Origin of the sequence: Bradyrhizobium sp. SZCCHNRI1029 (assembly GCF_032487555.1) — a bacterium.
GTDB lineage: Bacteria > Pseudomonadota > Alphaproteobacteria > Rhizobiales > Xanthobacteraceae > Bradyrhizobium.
Map to the genome: position 1 here is coordinate 52938 of NZ_JAUEUK010000004.1, position 20094 is coordinate 73031.

Sequence of the window (20094 nt, forward strand, 5' to 3'; positions counted from 1 at the left end):
TGGCGCTGGCCCCTGGCGGGTGCACCAGGGCCGGCTGTTCGCCGACATCCTGCGAGTCGGGCTGCCGAGCGCGCTCAACGCGGTCATGGTCAATCTCACCGTCATCCTGGTGACCGCGCTCTACGCATTGGTGTGCAGCCGCGTTCTCTCGCCCCGGATCTGGCGCTCGCCTCGTTAGCGCGACATCCACCGGCGGGCGCAATCCGACCGCTTGCAACTCACAAGCCGTCACCGCCAAATACAGGCAATTCGCGCGACTGCTACCAATGAGTGGTGCGAACGGGCACCTGTCGATGATCCGGCAAACGGGCTGCTAACCTTCCGCTTCCGCTACTCCGCTGCCGGTTTCCTTTACGGAACCGGATTCAGCATGCGGTAACGTCTGACCGCCACTTCCTTTGCAGCAGGGGCTCGCATCCGCCGGCATCGAGCCGCGGACAGCCATCAGCAGGAAGCGTCGCACATGACCGCATCGATTTCGTCGAAGACTCTTCGCGATCTGGCATGGAGATTTGGCCGCGCGAAGGACGGCCAGATCAGCATGATCTTCGCCATCACCATCATCCCGATCCTGGTGTCGGTCGGCGCCGCGGTCGATTTCGCCAAGTCGAGCGACACCAGGGCGCAGTTGCAGAAGTCGGTCGACGCCGCGGTCCTCGCTGGCGTGACCCAGGCGAGCGCGCAGCAGGTGTCGACCGCAAGCGCGGTGTTCTCGGGCAGCTTCAAAGGCCGGTTCGGCACCGGCACAACGGCGACCTTCACGCCCAACAGCGACGGCTCGCTGTCGGGCACTGCGACGACCTCGGTGAAGACCTCGTTCCTCAACGTGATGGGCACGACATCGCTCGGCGTGACGGCGTCCGCAACGGCCAAGGCCGGCGCGCAGACCACGTCGCCCGTCTGCATCCTGCTGGTCAGCACCATCAACGCGCAATCATTGCTGGTGAATTCCGGGGCCCAGCTCAATGCGCCGAGCTGCGAGATCCACGTGCTGTCGACGCAGAGCCCGGCCGCGATGTTCAACGCCACGCTCAACGTCAAGCGCATCTGCATCAAGGGCACCAACATCACCAAGAACGGCGGCGTCACTCCGCCGGCCGAGACCGGCTGCGCGGCGATCTCCGACCCATTTGCCGGCAAGCTGCCCGCCGTCACGGTGGGCGCGTGCACCACCAACAACAAAGTCTATGATCCCGGCTCGGTCACGCTCAATCCCGGCGTCTATTGCGGCGCGACCAATTTCAACGGCTCCGGCACGCTGACGCTCAATCCGGGCCTCTACATCATCAAGGGCGGCGCGATGACCTTCAACTCGGGATGGACGGTCACCGGCAGCGGCGTCACCTTCTACCTCGTCGACCAGAACGCGACGCTCACCTTCAACGGCAACGTCAATGCGACGCTGTCGGCGCCGACCAGCGGCACCTACGCCAATATCCTGATGTACGAGCCGAGCGGCCTGTCGACGACGAACCTGCCGATCAACGGCACCAGCAGCTCGTCCTACACCGGCCTGATGTATCTGCCGAGCCGCAACGTCACCATCAACTCGGTCTCGACCATGAGCAGCAACAGCGTCACGATGGTGTTCAACACGCTGATCCTGAACCAGACCAACTGGGCGATCGCCCCCGGCGCACTGTCGATGTCGGCGGCCAGTGGTCCGGCCGGCACGGCGTTCCTGTCGAGGTAGGTGCCATAGCTGAGCCAATTCTCGTGAGCGCCGTTTCAGTGGCTGGTCGCAGGGACTGACGACCCGGCTACACGAAAAGATATCAGCTCCTCTTTTAGGAGATGAAACGGAGCTGCATCCCGCCACCGATACTGCTTCCCTCTCCGCGTTCTTCACGGCAGAGGGAACGCGGTGTCGCTGGCGGCTGCAGCGTCGTTTCAGCACTGCAAGGGCTTCACCAGCTCACCAGAGCCGCTCGCGCCCTGCGTCTCGGCCGCCGCCTCTGCCGACTCCCCAAGCGGCCGCGAGCCCGCCCACTCACGCCTTCGTCGCCACGCTCTCCCCTTGACACCCTCTCCCGTTTCAGATGATGTTACGTTATAACATTGCATAAAGAGGCCGCATGCCCGCCCGCCGGCACCGACCCTTTCCCCTGAAGAGGCTGTTCGATCTCGATGCGCAAACTCCCCGTCACGGTCTTGTCCGGCTTCCTCGGGGCTGGGAAGACCACTTTGGTCAGCCACATCCTGAACAACCGCCAGGCTCGGAAGCTGGCGCCGCACCAACGAGGCGGCCTGACCAGCATTCATCCGAACAACGGCTCGGGTGCAACGACCAGCGAGACACACGCGCGACAGTCGCCCCTGCTTCGCGTGTGAGAGGGAAGGCGGTATAGCCGCTCCCTGCCCGGCGGAGCCGTCGCGAGACGGCTCCGCCATTTCCTTGATGGCTACGACTTCGATTCGGCAGGATCGCGGTGCACCGGGTCGATCCACAGCACCGTCTCGGGCTTCTCGACCGGCTCGATGTCGATGTTGATCGCGACCGCCTCGCCGTCGCTGCGCACCAGCACGCATTCGAGCACTTCGTCCGGGCTCGCATTGATCTCCTGGTGCGGCACATAGGGCGGCACGAAGATGAAATCGCCGGGACCGGCCTCCGCGGTGAACTGCAGCCGATCGCCCCAGCGCATCCGCGCCTTGCCTTTCACGACGTAGATCACGCTCTCGAGATGGCCGTGATGATGCGCCCCGGTCTTGGCGTCAGGCCTGATCGTGACCGTGCCCGCCCACAATTTCTGCGCTCCGACGCGCGCGAAGTTGATCGCCGCCTTGCGGTCCATGCCCGGCGTCGACGGCACGTTGGAATCGAGCTGATTGCCCGGAATGACGCGGACGCCGTCGTGCTTCCAGCGCTCGTCGCCGTGATCGTGGGAATGGCCGTGCGCGTGATCGTCAGAGCCTGACATGATTTCTTCTCGGGATTTCGTCGGTTCGAGGGAACCAACCGTTCTTAGCCGAAATGCCGCAGCGAAGCTATTCGCAGTTCCGCGCGAACCTTTCTGCATTGCGTGCGTTGGATCGGTGGAGTTCACACGAACAACGGAGGACGAAATCATGGGTGCCACCACCGACAAGATCAAGGGCGTCGCCAACGAGACCATCGGCAAGGCCAAGCAGGGCATCGGCGAAGCCACCGGCTCCGAGCGCCTGCAGGGCGAGGGTGCCGTGCAGGAGATCAAGGGCAAGGGCCAGCAGGCGCTGGGCGATGCCAAGCAGGCGACCAAGGACGCGGTGAACACTGCCGCCGGCGCCGCCAACAAGAACCTCTGAGCAGGATCGGCGCGACCGCTGAGGTAGCGCGATGACGATCTCTAGTAACTAACAAGACCGGCCCCTCTTGGGCCGGTCTTTGCGTCGTTAGTTAACGATAGATGGCAACTATCAACCCGATCATTACAGAGCTCAAGCCCGCGCCCATGAATGCGCCCTCTCCCCTTGCGGGAGAGGGCATGTCGGACAGCGCCACAAGCTCGGTCGGGTGAGGGGTCTCGCTCCATGAGCGTCTCTCGCCGAGAGAGCCCCCTCACCCCATTGTGTTCGCGGATGGGCCCGGGATGCCCTCTCCCACAAGGGGAGAGGGCGCTGTATCGCGCAGCACGCTTGGTCCCCACCCGGCATCATTCGCGCGCCTTACTTCACGCCGAGCAGTTCGACGTCGAACATCAGCGTCGCGTTCGGCGGAATCACGCCGCCGGCGCCGCGGGCGCCGTAGCCCAGCTCGGGCGGAATGATCAGGGTACGCTTGCCGCCGACCTTCATGGTGGCGACGCCCTCGTCCCAGCCGGCGATCACGCGCTTCATGCCGATCGGGAATTCGAACGGCTCGTTGCGATCCACCGACGAGTCGAATTTCTTGCCCTTCTGGCCGTTCTCATAGAGCCAGCCCGTATAATGCATCACGCAGGTCTGACCGCGCGTCGGCGTGGCGCCGGTGCCTTCCTTGGTGTCGATGATCTGCAGTCCGGAGGGAGTGGTCATGGTCTTTCCTGTGGGTTTGGCGGAACTGGTCTGTGCCGAGACCGCGCGGGAGCCCAGCAAGACACCGGCCGCGGCCGATGCCGCCGCCATCAGCGCAACTCTTCTGTTCATCGGACGCCGCATGCTCCAGACCGCCTCTGCTCGTTCACGGGAGCCGCGGTTTAGCTCATGCGGGAGCGGCTGACCAGCCCGGCATCTGTTTCCGAAAAAAATAATCCTCTTGCCAATAATCGGAAATCATGATTATCTCCGCGCATCCCGCCTCATTGCGGAGGGGCGTTGCGCGCGATCGTCACGACACGCGAGGCGGGGAGCGATGGCCGCGATCATGCCGCAGCGCATTTTCGGATGCGCGGACGAACGGCAGCTCGCGGACGTGAAGTCGCAGCGTCCTGATACCCCGATGCTGGTATCACGCGCAGTGCGCGCAAGCGCATTGTCGCAATGGTGGCCAACAAGCCCGGCGCACCAGGGAGACTGCGTATAAGCGTGAAGACCGTCGCGCAGGGAATGCCGGTTGAATCGGCTTTGCCTGTGGTACCTGCCGCCTGCATTTTTTCGCAGGCGGGCCATGGGTGAGGCCTTCACCCGGCATTCCCTGCGCCCTCTGCCTTTCGAGAGGGACGAACTGATCGCAGACCTCGGGCGTCCGTGCCGCGAGAACGAGACCATGTGTCGATCGTTGTTTGAGCCGTGTATCCGCCCCCGTCCACCGCCGTCGTCCCGGACAAGCCGTGACGCGCGCCGCGTGTCGCGGCGCCGATCCGGACCCATACGCCGCGGCGGACGTGACGTGCGAAGAACTAACGGCTGGCCTGCCTCAAACCACTGCCTGGGGTCATGGGTCCCGGCGCAAGGCCGGACGACAGCGGCGTGTGTGGATGCAGCTTGCGTAGCCACCATCGCAAATTGCGAGGAGCGAAGCGACGAAGCAATCCAGAGTGACAGCCACGGCTCTGGATCGCGTCGCTGCGCTCGCGATGACGAATGGCGCCGCCTCAATACCCCAGCGCGCAGCCGTCCTTGCGCGGGTCGGAGCCGCCGGTGAGCGTGCCCTTGTCCCAGTCGATCCAGATCGCCTGACCGCCGCCGAGCGGCGACACCACCTTGGTGGTCTTGTGGCCGATCTTCTGCAAGCCCTCGATCACCTCGGCCGGCACGCCGTCCTCGAGCTGATAGACGCCCTCGTAATGCAGACCCCTGGCCATATCGATCGCTTCCTGCACGTCGCAGCCGTAGTCGAGGATGTTGGTCAGAACGTGGGTCTGGCCGACCGGCTGATACTGGCCGCCCATGACGCCGAACGACATCTGGGCGCGGCCCGCCTTGGTGGCGAGCGCCGGAATGATCGTGTGCAGCGGACGCTTGCCCGGGCCGATGCAGTTCGGATGGCCCGGCTGGATGCGGAAGCCGCCGGCGCGGTTCTGCAGAAGCACGCCGGTCTCGTTGGAGACGATCGCCGAGCCGAACGAATGCGCGATCGAGTTGATGAAGGAGCAGACGTTGCGGTCGCGGTCGACGACCGTGATGTAGACGGTCTCCGGATTCATCGGCGGCGCGACGTTCGGCAGGTCGAGCAACTTGTCGAGGCTGATCTGCGAGATGTACTCGTCGGCGAACTCCTTGGCGAGGATGCTCGCGACCTCGGTCGTCATGTGCGCGGGATCGCCGATGTGCTGCTCGCGCATCATGTAGGCGATACGGGCGGCCTCGGCCTCGAGGTGGAAGCGCTCGACGCTGAGCGGATCGATGCGCGTGAGGTCGAAGCGCGAGAGGATGTTGAGCATCACCAGCATGGTGATGCCCGGACCGTTGGGCGGGCACTGCCAGACGTCGTAATCCTTGTAGGTGGTGCCGATCGGCGAGGTCACCTCGGTCTGGTGGTTGGCGAAATCCTCCAAGGTGTGCAGGCCGCCGATGCCGCGCAGGGTCTGCACCATGTCCTCGGCGACGGCACCGGTGTAGAAGCCCTTCGCCCCCTCCTTGGCGATGACGCGCAGGGTCTGCGCCAGCTCCGGCTGGCGGATCACGTCACCGACCGCTGCCGCCTTGCCATGCGGCAGAAAGTAGCGCGCGGTGTTGGTGCCGTTCTTGAGCTTCTCGAACTGGTTGTTCCAGTCGAACGCGACACGCGGCGCCACCACATAGCCGTCCTCCGCGGCGCGGATCGCGGGCTGCAGCAGCCGGTCGAGCCCGAGCCGGCCGTGGTCGCGCAGGATGCGGTCCCAGGCATCGATCGCGCCGGGGACGGACACCGCATGGGCCGAGGTCAGGGGGACCGAATGGATCTTGCGCTCGAGGTACCAGTCCACGGTCGCGGCGGCGGGCGCCCGACCCGAGCCGTTATAGGCCATGATCCGGCTTTCGCCCCTGGGCTGTACCAAGGCGAAGCAGTCGCCGCCGATGCCGGTCGATTGCGGCTCGATCACGCCGAGCAGGGCGCAGGCTGCCACCGCGGCGTCGGCCGCGGTGCCCCCGGCCCGCAGCACCTCGATCCCGGCCAGCGCCGCCTGCGGGTGCGATGTCGCGATCATTCCGTTCTGGGCGTGGACCGTCGACCTGCCTGGGAAGTGGAAGCTTCTCATCGTTGCTCGCTGCGTGATCGTGTGGTGGTTGGAATACCAGTGCTGGCCGGCTACATCGCACATTCCTTCCAGGCTCGGCAATGCCCGGGGATACCAGCTTTTCTATGGTCAGCTCTGCTGGTAAACGGCCGCATGCCCCTCGCCGTCGCCGCCTTCTATCAGTTCGTCGCCCTGCCGGATTTTCGCGACCTGCGCGCGCCGCTCCACGCCTTTTGCGCCGAGCGCGGCATCAGGGGCAGCGTCCTGCTGGCCGAGGAGGGCATCAACGGCACCGTGGCCGGGACCGAGCCGGCAATTGCCGCCCTGGTAGGCGCATTTCGCGACGGAACGCTGTTCGCCGGCCGGCTGGACAATCTGGAGCTGAAATACTCGCGCGCCACGGCCATGCCGTTCCGGCGCCTCAAGGTGCGGCTGAAGCGGGAGATCGTGACGCTCGGCGATCCCGCCGCCGATCCGACCCGGCAGGTCGGGACCTATGTCAATCCCGCCGATTGGAACGCGCTGATCGCCGCGCCGGATACCGTCGTGCTCGACACCCGGAATGCGTTCGAGGTGGCGATGGGGACGTTCGAAGGCGCGGTCGATCCAGGCCTGCAGAGCTTCGGGCAGTTCAAGGATTTTGCAGAACGCGCACTCGATCCTGCCAGGCACAAGCGGATCGCGATGTTCTGCACCGGCGGCATCCGCTGCGAGAAGGCGAGCGCGCTGCTGCTGGCGCGCGGCTTTTCCGAGGTCTACCACCTCAAGGGGGGCATCCTGAAGTATCTCGAGGAGATCCCGGAATCCGAGAGCCGCTGGCGCGGCGGCTGTTTCGTGTTCGACGAACGGGTGGCGCTCGGTCACGGGCTGCGGGAGCACTGCGAGGCCACCATCACCGCCGTTCCGGAGGGCGCACGCGATGAGCAGTTCTGAGCCATCCAACGCGGAGCTCGGCGAGCGGATCGACACGCTGGAGATGCGCCTCACCTTCCAGGACGACACGATCGAGACGCTGAACCAGACCATCACTGCGCAGTGGCGCGAGATCGACGCGCTGAAGCGGCGGATCGCCCTGCTGGTCGAGCGGCTCGAGGACGCGCAAGGCAACGCCGAGGGGCCGCGCAATGAGCCTCCGCCGCACTACTGAGCGGGCGGCGATCTCAGGCCGGGACGGTCGCCGGCGCCTTGCCGGCGGGCAGATCGATCACCTCGCCGGCCATGATCAGGCGGTCGCGGCCGGCGTCCTTGGCGGCATAGAGCGCGCGGTCGGCCGCCTCGATCAGCGAGGCCGGGCCGGCGGAGCGCTCGAAGCCCGGCCGGCACACCGCGCCGCCGATGCTCGCGGTGACGATGCCCACCGGGTTGTGATCGTGGACGATGCGGGCCTCATGCAGTGCCCGCCTGATCCGCTCGCCGAGCCTGGCGCAGCCCCCGGCATCGGTGTTCGGCAGCAGGACGGCGAACTCCTCGCCGCCGTAGCGGGCCGCCAGATCCGAGCTGCGCTGCGCCTCGTCGGCCAGAATGCCGGCCACGGTGTGCAGGCATTCGTCGCCGGCCGGGTGGCCATAGGCGTCGTTGAAGGCCTTGAAGTGGTCGATGTCGATCATCAGCAGCGCCAGCGAAGTCTTGTCGCGGTAGGCCCTGCCCCACTCCTCCAGCAGCCGCTCGTCGAACCGGCGGCGGTTGGCGAGCCCGGTGAGGCCGTCCTCGATGGCCAGCGTCTCGAGCCGGCCCTGCAGCGTCTTCTGCTGCGTCACGTCGCGGGTGACGGCGACGAAGCCGTCGAGCGCGCCATCCGGCTGACGGGTGGCGCGGATCGTGGTCTCGACCCAGATCTCAGATTTGTCGCGGCGACGCATGCGATAGGTGGCGCGCGCCTCGTCGACGGCGCCCCTCCTGAGCTGATCGAGGATCTCCTGCAGTTGCGGGCGATCGAGCGGATGCACACCGGACAGCGCGCGCTTGCCCAGGAGCTGCGACGGGTGCCAGCCCAGCACGCGCATGGTCGACGGCGAAACGTAGCCGATGCAGTCGTCCAGCTCGATCCGCGTCACGATGTCGCTGGAGCCTTCGGCGAGCAACCTGAAGTTCTCCTCCTTTGCCGCCAGCGCCGCGGCGAGCTGCTGCCGCTGCAGCAACTGCTTCGCGAGGAAGATGCCGATCGCGATGACCAGCGCAACCAGACAGACCAGCACCGTCAGCCGGACCAGCGCGTCACGCGTCCATTCCGCCAGGACCTCCGCCTCGGTGCGCGTCACGAGAATGAGGAACGGATAGCGCTGCGCGTGCTGATAGAACCCGATGCGTTCGGACGGTTCGCCGAGCCGCCGGAAATGCAACGGCCCCGACGCCGGATGATAGGGTATCGCTTCAGGTATGGGGCGCCCAAGCGTCCGCGGGTCCGGTTCCGCATTGTCGGCGAGGACGGCTCCGTCACGGCTCATCAGGCTGATCGTGCCCTGACGACCGACGGCAAACTGACGGTAGAACTGAGCAAAATAGGCAACGTCGATGGTTGCCAGCACGACGCCGCCGAACCGGCCATCCGCGTGATTCCAGCGCCGCGACAGGGTGATGACCCATTGACCGCCGGCCCTGCTCTGCACCGGACGACCGATCAGCAGGGAGCGATCGGCCGAAATCCTGTGGTGTGCGAAGTAGTCGCGATCGGCATTGTTGTAGTTGGTGAGCGTGACGTCCTCGGTGGTGGCAAGCCAGTCGCCGTTTTCGCCATAGGCGAAGATGCCCCGGATGCGGCCGAGATTGGCCTTCCTCGTCTTCAGAATCGTCTGCAGTCGGGCGATCGCACCGGGCTTGCCGTCATCGGTCTCGAGCGCGGCGACGACGCCGCGCAACAGCGAATCCGCAAGCTCGAAGGTATCCTCGACGTGCTGGGTGAGCGAGTGAGCGAGGTTGCCGAGATCGGTTTCGGCATTGCGTACCTCCGCCTGTCGGGAAGTCCATTCGCCCCATACGCTGTAAGCGAGAATCGTGACCGACACGAGCGCAAGCACGCCAGCCGCCCACATTGGCAGGCGGCTTCGATCAACTCTGGTCGCACCAATGTCCATTCCGCGGGACTCTCCGGACGCCGCGAGAGTCCCATGGACATCTTATTTAACTCTGAAATGCGATTGGTCCGAGGGCGTCCGCACCGACCCGTAAGACTACGGCCGCTCCCGTACTACTACGGACAAACAACGGCGGCGCCACGCTCGAGGCGGGCGTTTAGCCTGTTAGTTCAGCGAACGAACACCGATCGCACCTTTTCCCAAAGCGATGGCGAATGGTCCAGGTCAACGTCATCGCCCTTCACGCGGGTCGTCGAGGGCTGCTGCAGGCTCACCGGATCCGATGCCGGAAACGTGTCCATCAGTCCCTTGTCGAGCTGCGTTGCAGTCGCACGGTCGAGACGCGCAGCTTCGCGCGGATCGACCGCGTGCTTGTCGTGCGGCGCGGGATTGAATTTCTCAGCCATGATCGATCTCCCTGTGGAACGACAACGCAGGGGCGACGGACGTGTTCCCCTCGATGTGACGTCCCGCAACTGTGGGGACGATCGCATCTCCGGCGACTCCCGAGCCGATATGACCTTGGCCGGAACCGCGTGGGCATGTATCACGGACGGTAAACTGTTCCCGAAGGTTGCGGAGCCCGAGCGTGAGTGAGACTGCCGTGAACAAGCCTTTCATCGACGTGCTGGCCGGTCGGCGCCAGAGCGTGCCTCCGGTGTGGATGATGCGGCAGGCCGGCCGCTATTTGCCGGAGTACCGCGAGGTCCGCGCCAAGGCCGGCGGCTTTCTCGACCTCTGCTTCAATCCCGAGCTCGCGGCCGAAGTGACGCTGCAGCCGATCCGGCGCTTCGGCTTCGATGCGGCGATCATCTTTTCCGACATTCTGGTGATCCCGCATGCGCTCGGCCGCAGCGTCCGCTTCGAGGTCGGCGAGGGCCCGCGGCTCGACCCGCTCGATACGCCGGAGAAGATCGCGACGCTGTCGGCGAAGGCAGATTTGTCGAAGCTGCAAGCGGTGTTCGAGGCGCTGCGCCGGGTGCGGGCCGAGCTGCCACCGAGCACTGCCCTGATCGGCTTTTGCGGCGCCCCGTGGACGGTCGCGACCTACATGGTCGCGGGCCAAGGCACGCCCGACCAGGCACCGGCGCGGCTGCTGGCCTATCGCCATCCCGAGGCGTTCGGCGCGATCATCGACGCGCTGGTCGACAGCTCGATCGGCTATCTCTTGAAGCAGCTGGAGGCCGGAGCCGACGCGCTGCAGATCTTCGACACCTGGGCCGGGGTGCTGTCGCCGCGCGAGTTCGCGCGCTGGTCCGTCGCGCCGACGCGACGCATCGTCGAGGGCGTGCGCAAGGCGCGGCCGGATGCGAAGATCATCGGCTTTCCGCGCGGCGCCGGTGCATTGCTGCCGGGCTACGTCGCCGAGACCGGAATCGATGCCGTCAGCATCGACTGGACGGCGGAGCCGGGCCTCGTGCGCGAGCGGGTGCAGAGCAAGGTCGCGGTGCAGGGCAATCTCGATCCGCTGGCGCTGCTCACTGGGGGCGCGGCGCTCGACCAGGCGGTCGATGACGTGCTGGCGAGCTATTCCGGTGGACGGCACATCTTCAACCTCGGCCACGGCATCCTGCCGGAGACGCCGATCGCCCATGTGGAGCAGATGCTGGCGCGGGTGCGCGCCTACAAGGGATGACTTGCTAGCGCGGCCGGCTGCGCTCGATCAGCTCGGCCGCGCCGTTGGCGAGCAGCTCGAGCCCGACCGCCCGGCCGAGCTCGCGCGGACGATCCGCCGGCGCCGAGCGCTGTGCTTCAATGAAGCGGCCGCCGTCCTCGTCGAGCACCGAGGCGGTCAGCGTCAGCTGTTCGCCGTCGATGGTCGAAAATCCTGCGATCGGCGAGTTGCAGTGGCCGTTGAGCACCCACAGCACCTCGCGCTCGGCGTCGGCGCAGGTCCGCGCCGCTGCATCGTCGATCGTCGCCAGGATGCGCCGCGTCTCCCAATCGGAGGCAGGGCACTCGACGGCGACGATGCCCTGCCCGACCGCCGGCAGCATGTCGGCGACCGGGAAGTCGTACGAGGCGCGATCAGAAAGACCGACCCGCTCCAGCCCGGAGCGCGCCATGATCAGCGCATCGGCCGGTCCCACGGCGCCGCCATCCGGCAGCCGCTGCAGCTCGCCATTGTCGAGCTTGCGGATGCGGGTGTCGGCCGCGCCGCGGAAATGGATCAGCTCGGCGTGCGGAAACAGCCGCCGCGCATAGGCGGCCCGGCGCACGGCATTGGTGCCGATCTTGAAGCCCCGGCCGCCATCGTTGCGGAATTGGTCCAGCGACAGCCCGCGCCGCAGCACCAGCACGTCGCCCGGCGGATCGCGCGACAGCAGCGCGGCAACCACCAGACCGGGCGTCTCCTCATTGCCCGGCATGTCCTTCAGCGAGTGCATCGCTGCATGCAGCCGGCCGTCCAGCATGGCACGGCGGATCTCGGCCACGAACGCGCCACCCTTGCCCCCGTGGGTGAGCAGCTTGCTGGTCTGGTCGGAATCGCCCGTCGTCTCGAACTTGACGATCTCGATGTCGAGCGACGGAATCGCCGCCTGCAGCCGACGGGCGATCTCCTCCGTCTGCGCCAAGGCCATCGTGCTCTTGCGGGTGCCGATCCGGAAACGTGTCACGAACTCATTCCTGCGTCAGCGCGCGTCCTGCAAGATCATGTCGGAGGCCTTCTCCGCGATCATGATGACCGGCGCGTTGGTGTTGCCCGAAACCAGATCCGGCATGATCGAGGCATCGACCACGCGCAGGCAGTCGACGCCGCGCACCCGCAGGCGTTGATCGACCACGGCGGCAGCATCGGTCCCCATCCGGCAGGTCGAGGTCGGATGGTAGATCGTGCTGCCGGTCTGCCGGCAATAGGCCAGGATGTCGTCATCGCTCACGATCTTGGACCCGGGATAGGCTTCATCCGAGACATACGGCTTCAGCGCCGGTGCCGCCAGGATTTTCCGCAGGATCCTGAGGCCCTCGATGTTGGCCCGCCGGTCGGTTTCACTGGCGAGATAATTGATGCGGATTTCCGGCGGCACCGTCGGATCCGCGCTCCTGATCCGCAGCGAACCGCGGCTTTCGGGCCTGAGCTGGCAGACCGAGGCGGTGAAGCCGGAGAAGGTGTGCAACTTCTCGCCCATCTTGTCGGTCGAGAACGGGATGAAGTGGATCTGGATGTCCGGGCTCACGAGCCGCGGATCGGTCTTGAAGAACGCGCCGGCCGTACCCGCAGCGATCGTCAGCGGACCGTTGCGGAAGGCCGCATAGCGTACGCCAGCCAGCACCTTGCGCACCGGATTGTTGACGATGTCGTTCAGTGTGATGCGCTGGCTGCAGCGCATCACGATGCGCACCTGCAGATGGTCCTGCAGGTCACTTCCGACACCGGGCGCATCGAGGACCACGTCGAGGCCGTGCTGCTTCAGCAACTCGGCCGGACCGACCCCGGACAGCTGCAGCAGTTGCGGCGAGTTGTAGGCGCCGCTCGACACCAGGATCTCCTTGCGAGCGCGGGCCGTCCGCATTCGGCCGCGCTGGCTGAACGTGACGCCGCGGGCCCGGCGCCCCTCGAACAAAATCCGCTGGGCCAGCGCGTCGGTCTCGACGTGGAGGTTGCTGCGGCCGAGCGCCGGCCGCAGGTAGGAGGCCGCGCTGCTGGCGCGGCGGCCGCGACGGGTCGTCGTCTGGAAGAACCCCGCCCCCTCCTGGCTCGCACCATTGAAGTCGCCATTGAAGGGCAACCCGGCCTCGACCGCCGCTTTCACGAAGGCTTCAGACAACGGGTCCTCGTGCCGCCAGTCGGACACTGGCAGCGGGCCGTCGACGCCGTGGTAGTCGTCGGCGCCGCGGGACTGATTTTCCGCCCGCTTGAAATAGGACAGCACGTCGTCATAGCCCCAGCCGACATTGCCGCGCTGGCGCCAGCGGTCGTAATCCTCGTGCTGGCCGCGCACGTAGAGCAGGCCGTTGATCGAGCTGGAGCCACCGAGCACCTTGCCGCGCGGCTGGAACACGGAGCGGCCGTCGAGTCCGGGCTCCGGCTCGGTCTGGTACATCCAGTTGACGGTCTTTTCCTTGAACAGCTTGCCGTAGCCGAGCGGGACGTGGATCCAGATGTTGGTGTCCTTTGGACCGGCCTCGAGCAGCAGCACCGTGTGCTTGCCGTCGCTGCTGAGCCTGTTGGCGAGAACGCAGCCGGCCGAGCCGGCACCGACCACGACGTAGTCGAACTCGATGTCCGCCTCACGCAACACCACGCTGCCTTCCATCGCTTCCCCACCGGCCTTGTTGTTCTTTCATCCTCGATGATACCAAAACGCAAGGACATGCAAGCGGCAAATCAGCAGGTCTGGTCGGCCATCTCAGTCATTGCGGCCTCAACAGGCGCGCGGCGTGCCGCGCGATCATCATTTCCTCATTGGTGTGGACCACGCGCACGCGCACCTGCGATCGATCCGAAGATATCAACGAATGGTTCGCACGATTGCGGTCCTCGTCCAGCGCGATCCCGAGCCATTCGAAGCCTTGGCAGACGCGCTGGCGAATGTGCCATGCATGCTCGCCGATACCGCCGCAGAACACGACCGCGTCGATGCCCGAGAGGACCGCGGCCATGGCGCCGAGCTCGCGCCTGATGCGGTCGACGAAGTAGTCGATCGCCTGCCGCGCCTCCGGCGTGCCGGCGGCCTCCAATTCGCGCATGTCCTGCGACAATCCCGACAATCCCTTCAGGCCCGAATGATTGTAGAGGAGATCGGTGACCGCCGCAGCCGTCATGCGCTTCTCCTGAAGCAGATAGAGAACGACGCCAGGATCGAGCTGACCGCAGCGCGTGCCCATCGGCAGGCCGTCGAGTGCCGTGAAGCCCATCGACGAACCGATGCTTTGTCCATCCCGGATCGCACACATCGAGGCGCCGTTGCCGAGATGCATCACGACCACCCGGCCCTTCTCGTCGAGCGGAGCGATCTCCTTCAATCGCGAAACGACGTATTCATAGGATAGGCCGTGAAAGCCGTAGCGGCGGATGCCTTGGTCGTAGAACTCACGCGGCAAGGCATAGGTATCATTGACCCAGGGGTGCGAACGATGGAACGCCGTGTCGAAACATGCGACCTGCACGGCGCCAGGAAAGGCGCGATGGGCGGCGCGGACACCGGAGAGATTGTGAGGCTGGTGCAACGGCGCCAGCGGAATGAGCTTCTGCAGGTCATTCAGAACATCGTCATTGACGACGATCGGCTGCGTGAAAGCGAGCCCGCCATGAACGACGCGATGACCGACGGCGTCGACTTCGGTGCGCCCGATGGCGCGCTGCAGTACCTCGAGCACGACGCCGAGAGCCGCCTCGTGATCGGTGGCGCTCGCTGCATCGAGGCGTTCATCGGCCAGCGGAGCGCCCCTCAGCTTCGCTTCGAGATGCGGCGCGGCACTGCCAAGCCCTTCGATCTGGCCATACACGGTCTCCACAAGGTCGGCATCTTCCTCGAACAAGGCGAACTTGATCGAGGATGAGCCGGAGTTGAGGATCAGGATGTGTTGCATCGGTGATGCCGCCTCGTGACGAATGATGAACTGATAAACTGCAGAAAATACGAATTATTTCCATGACGATCCGAAGACGAACAAAACGCTAGGTTGTATTCTGGCGCCGAGATGACCGTCGGACCCGCGGGAGGGCCACTGCGTGAATATGCCTCGACATCTCCTGCCGACCACCGTGGTCGGAAGCTACCCGCAGCCGGATTGGCTGGTTGATCGCGCAATGCTCTCGAAGTCCGTTCCCCGCATTCGCATGCAGGGCATGTGGCGCATTCCCCGGCCGCTGCTCGACGACGCTCAGGACGATGCGACCATCGTCGCGATCCACGACATGGAACAGGCGGGGATCGACATCGTATCGGATGGCGAGATCCGGCGCGAAAGCTACTCCAATCGGTTCGCGACCGCGCTCGACGGCGTCGATGCCGACAATCCCGCCATCATCATCTCGCCGTCCGGGATCAAGACGCCAGTGCCGCGCGTCGCCGGTCCGATCACGCGGACGCACCCGGTCGAGCTGCGCGACATGGAGTTCCTCCGCCGTAACACCAAGCGTGCCGCCAAGATCACGCTGCCCGGGCCGTTCACATTGAGCCAGCAGGCCCAGGACGATTTCTACGGCGACGACGAGGCACTCGCCATGGCTTTCGCCGAGGTCGTCAATGCCGAGGCCCGCGACCTGCAACGCGCCGGCGCCGACGTCATCCAGCTCGACGAGCCCTGGGTCCGCAACAATCCGCAGGCGGCGCGGCGCTATGCCGTCAAAGCGATCAACCGGGCTCTGGATCATATTACGGTGCCCACCATCGTTCACGTCTGCTTCGGTTATGCCGCCATCGTGCCGGGCTCCAGCAAACCGAGCGGATATGCGTTCCTGGCCGAGCTTGCCGATTGCCACGCCGCGCAGATCGCTATCGAGGCGGCGCAGCCGCGGCTCGACCTCGGCGTTCTCAGGGATCTCTCGACCAAGACCATCGTGCTAGGCGTCCTCGATCTCGGCAATCCCGAGGTCGAGCCGGTCGCGGTCGTCGCCGAGCGCATCCGCAACGGCCTCAAAGTGGTGGCGCCGGAGCGGCTGGTCGTGGCGCCGGACTGTGGCATGAAATATCTGCCGCGTGCGACCGCTTTCGGGAAATTGAAGGCGATGTGCGCGGCGGCGGCGCGGGTGCGCGAGGAGCTCGCCTGAAAGCCCAATGTGGCAGATGCGGCGCATGTCAGGCGCGACCGCTCCACGATGGCGCCACCCTGCAAACCCATTTCCGGAATAAGGCAGGCGGTGAGCGCCGGGGGTCGGCTGGCCCGATTTCGTCGCGAGGGAGGCTCCGATGGCCGTCTGCATCACGTCGAGGAACGTCGCCGCCGCGATCGGCATGCTTGCTGGCGCAGCGGCGAGCGGGACCGCGATGGCCGACCCGCTCGACGACATCATGGGCGGCCTGATGCGCGACGCGCGCAGCTCGTTTGCGCGGATGGTGCCGATCGGGCTCGTACCGACCATGCCATCGCTCCAGCCGCCTCCCATCCAGCAGCCAACGGCACTGCCACCATCCTCTCGGCCCGCGCTCCCGCCCCAGGCTCAGGCCGTCAAGCCGCAGGCGGTAGCGAAACCATTGCGCCCCCGACCGCCGCTCAGTCCCGCCGCGGCGACGTTGGCGGCTGCCGATGCTGCCGAGACGGTCGCCGACGCCAATCTCGATGCGGCGCTGGCGGCCAACGAGAAGGCCATTTCCGACCGCGACGTGGCGGAGGCGCTGGCGAAGGCCAATCCCACCGCAGCCAACATCGCGGCGGCCAAGGCCGCGGCCGAGGCGGCGTACACCGCCGAAGCGAACCTCACCGACGCGCTGTTGGCCGACAAGGAGACCGATGCACGTCTGAAGGCCGCACGCGCCGCCGTCGCAGCGCAGCAGAGCGGCCGGAAGTCCTCAGGCAAGCCGCCGTCGGCGACGCCGGTCAGCCTCGCCGACAAGTAGCCGGCAGCGCACTCACAGCGCGTCGGCCCGTTCCAGCGTGTCGATCGTGACCACGCCGTGGGCGCGGGAAACGCAGGCGCAGAGCTTGCGGCTGTCGTGCTTCTGCTCGGCGCTGAAGAACACGTCGCGATGATCGATCTCGCCCTCGACTTCGACCACGTCGACCGCGCAGACGCCGCACTCGCCGCGCCGGCAATCCGCCATGACCTCGTGGCCGGCGGCATTCAGCACGTCGAGCATCGAGCGGTCGCGCGGCACAACGATCTCCTCGCCGCTGTCGCGCAGCCGGACCTTGAACGGCTCGGTCGACAGCCGGCCGCTCGATCCGAACGTTTCATAGCTGAGATCGGCCGGCACGCGGCCGCACGCCGCCCACGCGCTGCGCGCGGCATCCAGCATCCGCATCGGTCCGCAGAACAGCACGGCTGCTCCGGACGGCAGACTCGAAAAAAGATCGGACAGGTCAAGCCGCTGCGACTGGTCCGCGGCATACACCGTGAGACGGTCGCCGAGCAGCGCCGCGAGCTCATCGACATAGGCCGCATCACCGCGCGATCGCACCGCATAGTGCAGCGAGACGTTCGGCGTCTTGCGCAGCAGCGCGTGCGCTGCTCCGACCAGCGGCGTGATGCCGATGCCGCCGGCGACCAGACAATAATGCGGACGCTGCCAATCGACCTGCAGCAGCGAGGTCGGGCTCGCCACATCCAGCCGGGCGCCGGGCTGCAGCGACCACAGATAGCGCGACCCGCCGCGGGAATCCTCGGCGAAGCGCACGGCGATCCGGTAGCCACGCGGGTCCGCCTCGCCGACCAGCGAATAGGAGCGGACATCGGGCTGGCCGGCGGCGAGGACGCCGACCTTGATGTGGCTGCCGACCGGATAGGGCGCGCAGACGTAGCCGTCGGGCCGCAGGATGAATTCGCGGATGCCCGGCGCAAGGTCGCGTGTCGAGACCAGGGTCGCAGGCGACCAATTGTCCTGGAAACGCATGATCGCCTCCTCAGCCGTTGATCTGCGTCTTGATCAGCACCGCCGCGGGCACCAGGTCCATCGGACCACGCGCCTTCACGGCGAGCCGCAGGTTGCGGGCCGCCAGCCGGGCATGCTCGCGCATGATGCTCTCGGCGCGGGCGCCCTCGCGGTTCTCGATCGCATCGATGACGATGCGGTGATGCTCCTGCGCGACCACCAGGATGTGACGCGCCTCCGGCAGCGCCGATTGCGCCATCACGAAGCCGCTCGGCGAGGCGAACGGCAGCGCGCTGGCGCGGTCGACCTGGCGGATCACCGGCGGGCTGCGCGACAGTTCGGCCAGCAGGGCATGAAAGCGCGCGTTCAGCGCCACATAGGCCGAGAACGCGTCGAACGAGAGCTCGGCCGGCGCGATCAGCTCGTCGATCTGGGCGAGGCACTCGCGCATCGGCTCGGTGTCGCGCACGGACACGCCGCGCTCGGCGGCGAGCCGCGCCGCCAGTCCTTCCATCGTGCCGCGCACCTCGATGGAGTCGAGCACGTCGCGCTCGGAGAACGATTTCACCATGAAGCCGCCGGACGGAATGGCCTCCAGCAGCCCCTCCTCCTCGAGCCGCACCAACGCCATGCGCACCGGCGTGCGCGAGACGCCGGCGGCCTCCACCGCCTGCAGCTCGGAGATGCGCTCGCCGGGGCGCAAGCCGCCGGTGAGGATCAGGTCGCGCAAGGTGAGCTGCGCACGTACGGTCTGCGAGATCGAACGCTCGCTGTCACGCTCGGCCATTCCATTCTACTCCGCGGCTTCACGCAGCGGCGTTTCGCGCGCGATCATCCGATCGATGATCCGCCGTGCCCACATTGCGCCTGCATCGATGTTGAGGTTGTAGAACACGCGTCCCGGATTCTCGTCCATCGCGCGCTGCTGCGCTTCCAGGATCAGCTCGTCTTCGCGGAAGATGCCCGACACGCCCTCGCGGATCTCCGTCGTCAGCCGCTGCTCGGGGAGCTGGTAGTTGCGGGCGAACGCCCAGAAATAGTGGCAGGTCTTGTCGGTCTCCGGCGTGATGGTGTTGAGCACCATGCCGTTGACGCCCTGCGAGCGGTCGCCCTCCGGCGCGCCCGTGCCGGCCGGTGCGACGCCGACGTCGATCGTCACCGTGCACGGCGCTTCGAAGCGGATGATCTGCCAGCGGTCCACCAGACCGGGCTTGCCGAGCTGCTTCGCCCAGAACGGCGGCGGCTCGATGCCGCGCATCCAGCGCGTCACGGTCGCGGTGCGCTCGCCATGGGTGACGTCGAACGGCGCTTCCGCCACCGCGTCGTTGCCGATCGACGAGCCGTGCACGAAGGTCTCGTGCGTGAGGTCCATCAGATTGTCGACCACCAGCCGGTAGTCGCATTTGACGTGGATGGTCTTGCCATCGCCGGCCCAGGCCGGATCGTGATTCCAGTGCATGTCGGGAATGGCAGCCGGATCGGCCAGCGCCGGATCGCCCATCCACAGCCAGATGAACCGATGCCGCTCGACCGCCGGATAGGCACGTACGCAGGCCGAGGGGTTGATGGTCTCCTGCGACGGCATGAAGGTGCAGCGGCCCTGCGGGCTGAATTTCAAGCCGTGATAGCCGCAAACGACGGTGTCGCCTTCCAGCCGGCCCTTGGACAGCGGCACCAGCCGGTGCCAGCAGGCATCTTCGAGCGCGGCGATGGTGCCGTCGGCCTTGCGGAACATCACGACGTGCTTGCCGCAGATCGTCCGCGGCAGCAGGGCCTGCTTGACCTCGGCGTCCCAGGCCGCGGCGTACCAGGCATTCATCGGAAAAGAAGCGGCCATGGCGTGTCCTCGTGGCGGTATACTTCTAGCTGGTCATTGTATACATCAAACGAGGGAGGAGGCGCAAGTTCCGCCTTCTCCCGGCGGAAAACCGCCAATCCTGTATACAATAGCCGCACGACGGTTCCGCTCCAAGGAACAAGGCTGACAGA

The 20094-nt window shown here is 66.2% G+C and carries 19 protein-coding genes and 1 pseudogene; 9 read left to right on the top strand and 11 right to left on the bottom strand.

From position 1 onward, the window contains the following. The first annotated feature begins 19 nt into the window (after positions 1 to 19). The 3 genes and pseudogenes from QW861_RS12480 to QW861_RS12490 all read left to right on the top strand — a co-directional run. Entirely contained in the window at positions 20 to 178 is a 159-nt protein-coding gene (locus QW861_RS12480; protein WP_315750456.1) for a hypothetical protein, read from the top strand. A gap of 285 nt (positions 179 to 463) precedes the next feature. After that, positions 464 to 1693, top strand: coding sequence for a Tad domain-containing protein (locus QW861_RS12485; protein ID WP_315717362.1), 1230 nt, complete (start codon positions 464 to 466; stop codon positions 1691 to 1693). Between the two features lie 434 nt (positions 1694 to 2127). Beyond that, a pseudogene (locus QW861_RS12490) lies at positions 2128 to 2229 on the top strand (GTP-binding protein); the annotation flags it as partial. Between the two features lie 173 nt (positions 2230 to 2402). On the opposite strand, the gene QW861_RS12495 reads toward QW861_RS12490, so the two are convergent. After that, complete coding sequence (locus tag QW861_RS12495) at positions 2403 to 2921, bottom strand: cupin domain-containing protein (RefSeq protein WP_315750361.1); 519 nt, start codon at positions 2919 to 2921, stop codon at positions 2403 to 2405. A gap of 148 nt (positions 2922 to 3069) precedes the next feature. Between QW861_RS12495 and QW861_RS12500 the strand changes: the two genes are divergently transcribed. Continuing rightward, positions 3070 to 3285: a CsbD family protein gene (locus QW861_RS12500; RefSeq protein WP_315750360.1), complete on the top strand. Its 216-nt coding sequence runs from the start codon at positions 3070 to 3072 to the stop codon at positions 3283 to 3285. A 360-nt stretch (positions 3286 to 3645) separates the two neighbouring features. On the opposite strand, the gene QW861_RS12505 is transcribed toward QW861_RS12500, so the two are convergent. Beyond that, complete coding sequence (locus tag QW861_RS12505) at positions 3646 to 4104, bottom strand: FKBP-type peptidyl-prolyl cis-trans isomerase (protein WP_409998083.1); 459 nt, start codon at positions 4102 to 4104, stop codon at positions 3646 to 3648. 887 nt (positions 4105 to 4991) lie between these two features. Continuing rightward, positions 4992 to 6578 (bottom strand): gamma-glutamyltransferase, encoded by a 1587-nt coding sequence (gene ggt / locus QW861_RS12510; protein ID WP_315750359.1) that lies wholly within the window; start codon positions 6576 to 6578, stop codon positions 4992 to 4994. Between the two features lie 132 nt (positions 6579 to 6710). Here ggt and QW861_RS12515 point away from each other — a divergent pair, with 132 nt between their 5' ends. Both QW861_RS12515 and QW861_RS12520 read left to right on the top strand, forming a co-directional pair. Beyond that, positions 6711 to 7490 carry a rhodanese-related sulfurtransferase gene (locus QW861_RS12515; RefSeq protein WP_315750358.1) on the top strand — a complete coding sequence of 260 codons (780 nt, stop codon included), beginning with the start codon at positions 6711 to 6713 and terminating at the stop codon, positions 7488 to 7490. Beyond that, positions 7477 to 7704, top strand: coding sequence for a SlyX family protein (locus tag QW861_RS12520; RefSeq protein ID WP_315718252.1), 228 nt, complete (start codon positions 7477 to 7479; stop codon positions 7702 to 7704). The genes QW861_RS12515 and QW861_RS12520 overlap by 14 nt, the downstream gene beginning before the upstream one ends. Before the next feature lie 13 nt (positions 7705 to 7717). On the opposite strand, the gene QW861_RS12525 is transcribed toward QW861_RS12520, so the two are convergent. Continuing rightward, a complete protein-coding gene (locus tag QW861_RS12525; protein WP_315750357.1) occupies positions 7718 to 9628 on the bottom strand; it encodes a diguanylate cyclase in 1911 nt (636 codons plus the stop codon). A gap of 170 nt (positions 9629 to 9798) precedes the next feature. Further along, positions 9799 to 10035 carry a hypothetical protein gene (locus QW861_RS12530; protein WP_315718250.1) on the bottom strand — a complete coding sequence of 79 codons (237 nt, stop codon included), beginning with the start codon at positions 10033 to 10035 and terminating at the stop codon, positions 9799 to 9801. Positions 10036 to 10232: 197 nt separating this feature from the next. Here QW861_RS12530 and hemE point away from each other — a divergent pair, with 197 nt between their 5' ends. Then, on the top strand, positions 10233 to 11264 hold the full coding sequence (gene hemE, locus QW861_RS12535) for a uroporphyrinogen decarboxylase (RefSeq protein ID WP_409998625.1): 1032 nt from the start codon (positions 10233 to 10235) through the stop codon (positions 11262 to 11264). Positions 11265 to 11268: 4 nt separating this feature from the next. On the opposite strand, the gene hemC is transcribed toward hemE, so the two are convergent. From hemC to QW861_RS12550, 3 genes are all read right to left on the bottom strand, one after another. Next, complete coding sequence (hemC, locus tag QW861_RS12540; RefSeq protein ID WP_315750355.1) at positions 11269 to 12246, bottom strand: hydroxymethylbilane synthase; 978 nt, start codon at positions 12244 to 12246, stop codon at positions 11269 to 11271. 15 nt (positions 12247 to 12261) lie between these two features. Next, positions 12262 to 13887, bottom strand: a complete 1626-nt coding sequence (locus QW861_RS12545; RefSeq protein ID WP_316193102.1) for a choline dehydrogenase — start codon at positions 13885 to 13887, stop codon at positions 12262 to 12264. A 97-nt stretch (positions 13888 to 13984) separates the two neighbouring features. Continuing rightward, positions 13985 to 15163, bottom strand: a complete 1179-nt coding sequence (locus QW861_RS12550) for an acetate/propionate family kinase (RefSeq protein ID WP_316193103.1) — start codon at positions 15161 to 15163, stop codon at positions 13985 to 13987. A 148-nt stretch (positions 15164 to 15311) separates the two neighbouring features. On the opposite strand from QW861_RS12550, the gene QW861_RS12555 reads away from it, so the two are divergent. Both QW861_RS12555 and QW861_RS12560 read left to right on the top strand, forming a co-directional pair. Next, the gene (locus tag QW861_RS12555) at positions 15312 to 16346 is read left to right on the top strand and encodes a cobalamin-independent methionine synthase II family protein (RefSeq protein ID WP_316193225.1); all 1035 of its coding nucleotides are present in this window, start codon (positions 15312 to 15314) and stop codon (positions 16344 to 16346) included. A 139-nt stretch (positions 16347 to 16485) separates the two neighbouring features. After that, positions 16486 to 17133 (top strand): hypothetical protein, encoded by a 648-nt coding sequence (locus QW861_RS12560; protein ID WP_315750352.1) that lies wholly within the window; start codon positions 16486 to 16488, stop codon positions 17131 to 17133. A 12-nt stretch (positions 17134 to 17145) separates the two neighbouring features. Here the strand turns inward: QW861_RS12560 and QW861_RS12565 are convergent, their stop codons facing one another. The 3 genes from QW861_RS12565 to QW861_RS12575 are packed head-to-tail and all read right to left on the bottom strand — an operon-like array spanning position 17146 to position 19942. Beyond that, positions 17146 to 18126 (bottom strand): PDR/VanB family oxidoreductase, encoded by a 981-nt coding sequence (locus QW861_RS12565; RefSeq protein WP_315718243.1) that lies wholly within the window; start codon positions 18124 to 18126, stop codon positions 17146 to 17148. Between the two features lie 10 nt (positions 18127 to 18136). Then, positions 18137 to 18892 carry a GntR family transcriptional regulator gene (locus QW861_RS12570; RefSeq protein ID WP_315718241.1) on the bottom strand — a complete coding sequence of 252 codons (756 nt, stop codon included), beginning with the start codon at positions 18890 to 18892 and terminating at the stop codon, positions 18137 to 18139. A gap of 6 nt (positions 18893 to 18898) precedes the next feature. Further along, positions 18899 to 19942, bottom strand: a complete 1044-nt coding sequence (locus QW861_RS12575) for an aromatic ring-hydroxylating dioxygenase subunit alpha (RefSeq protein WP_315750350.1) — start codon at positions 19940 to 19942, stop codon at positions 18899 to 18901. Positions 19943 to 20094 lie beyond the last annotated feature (152 nt).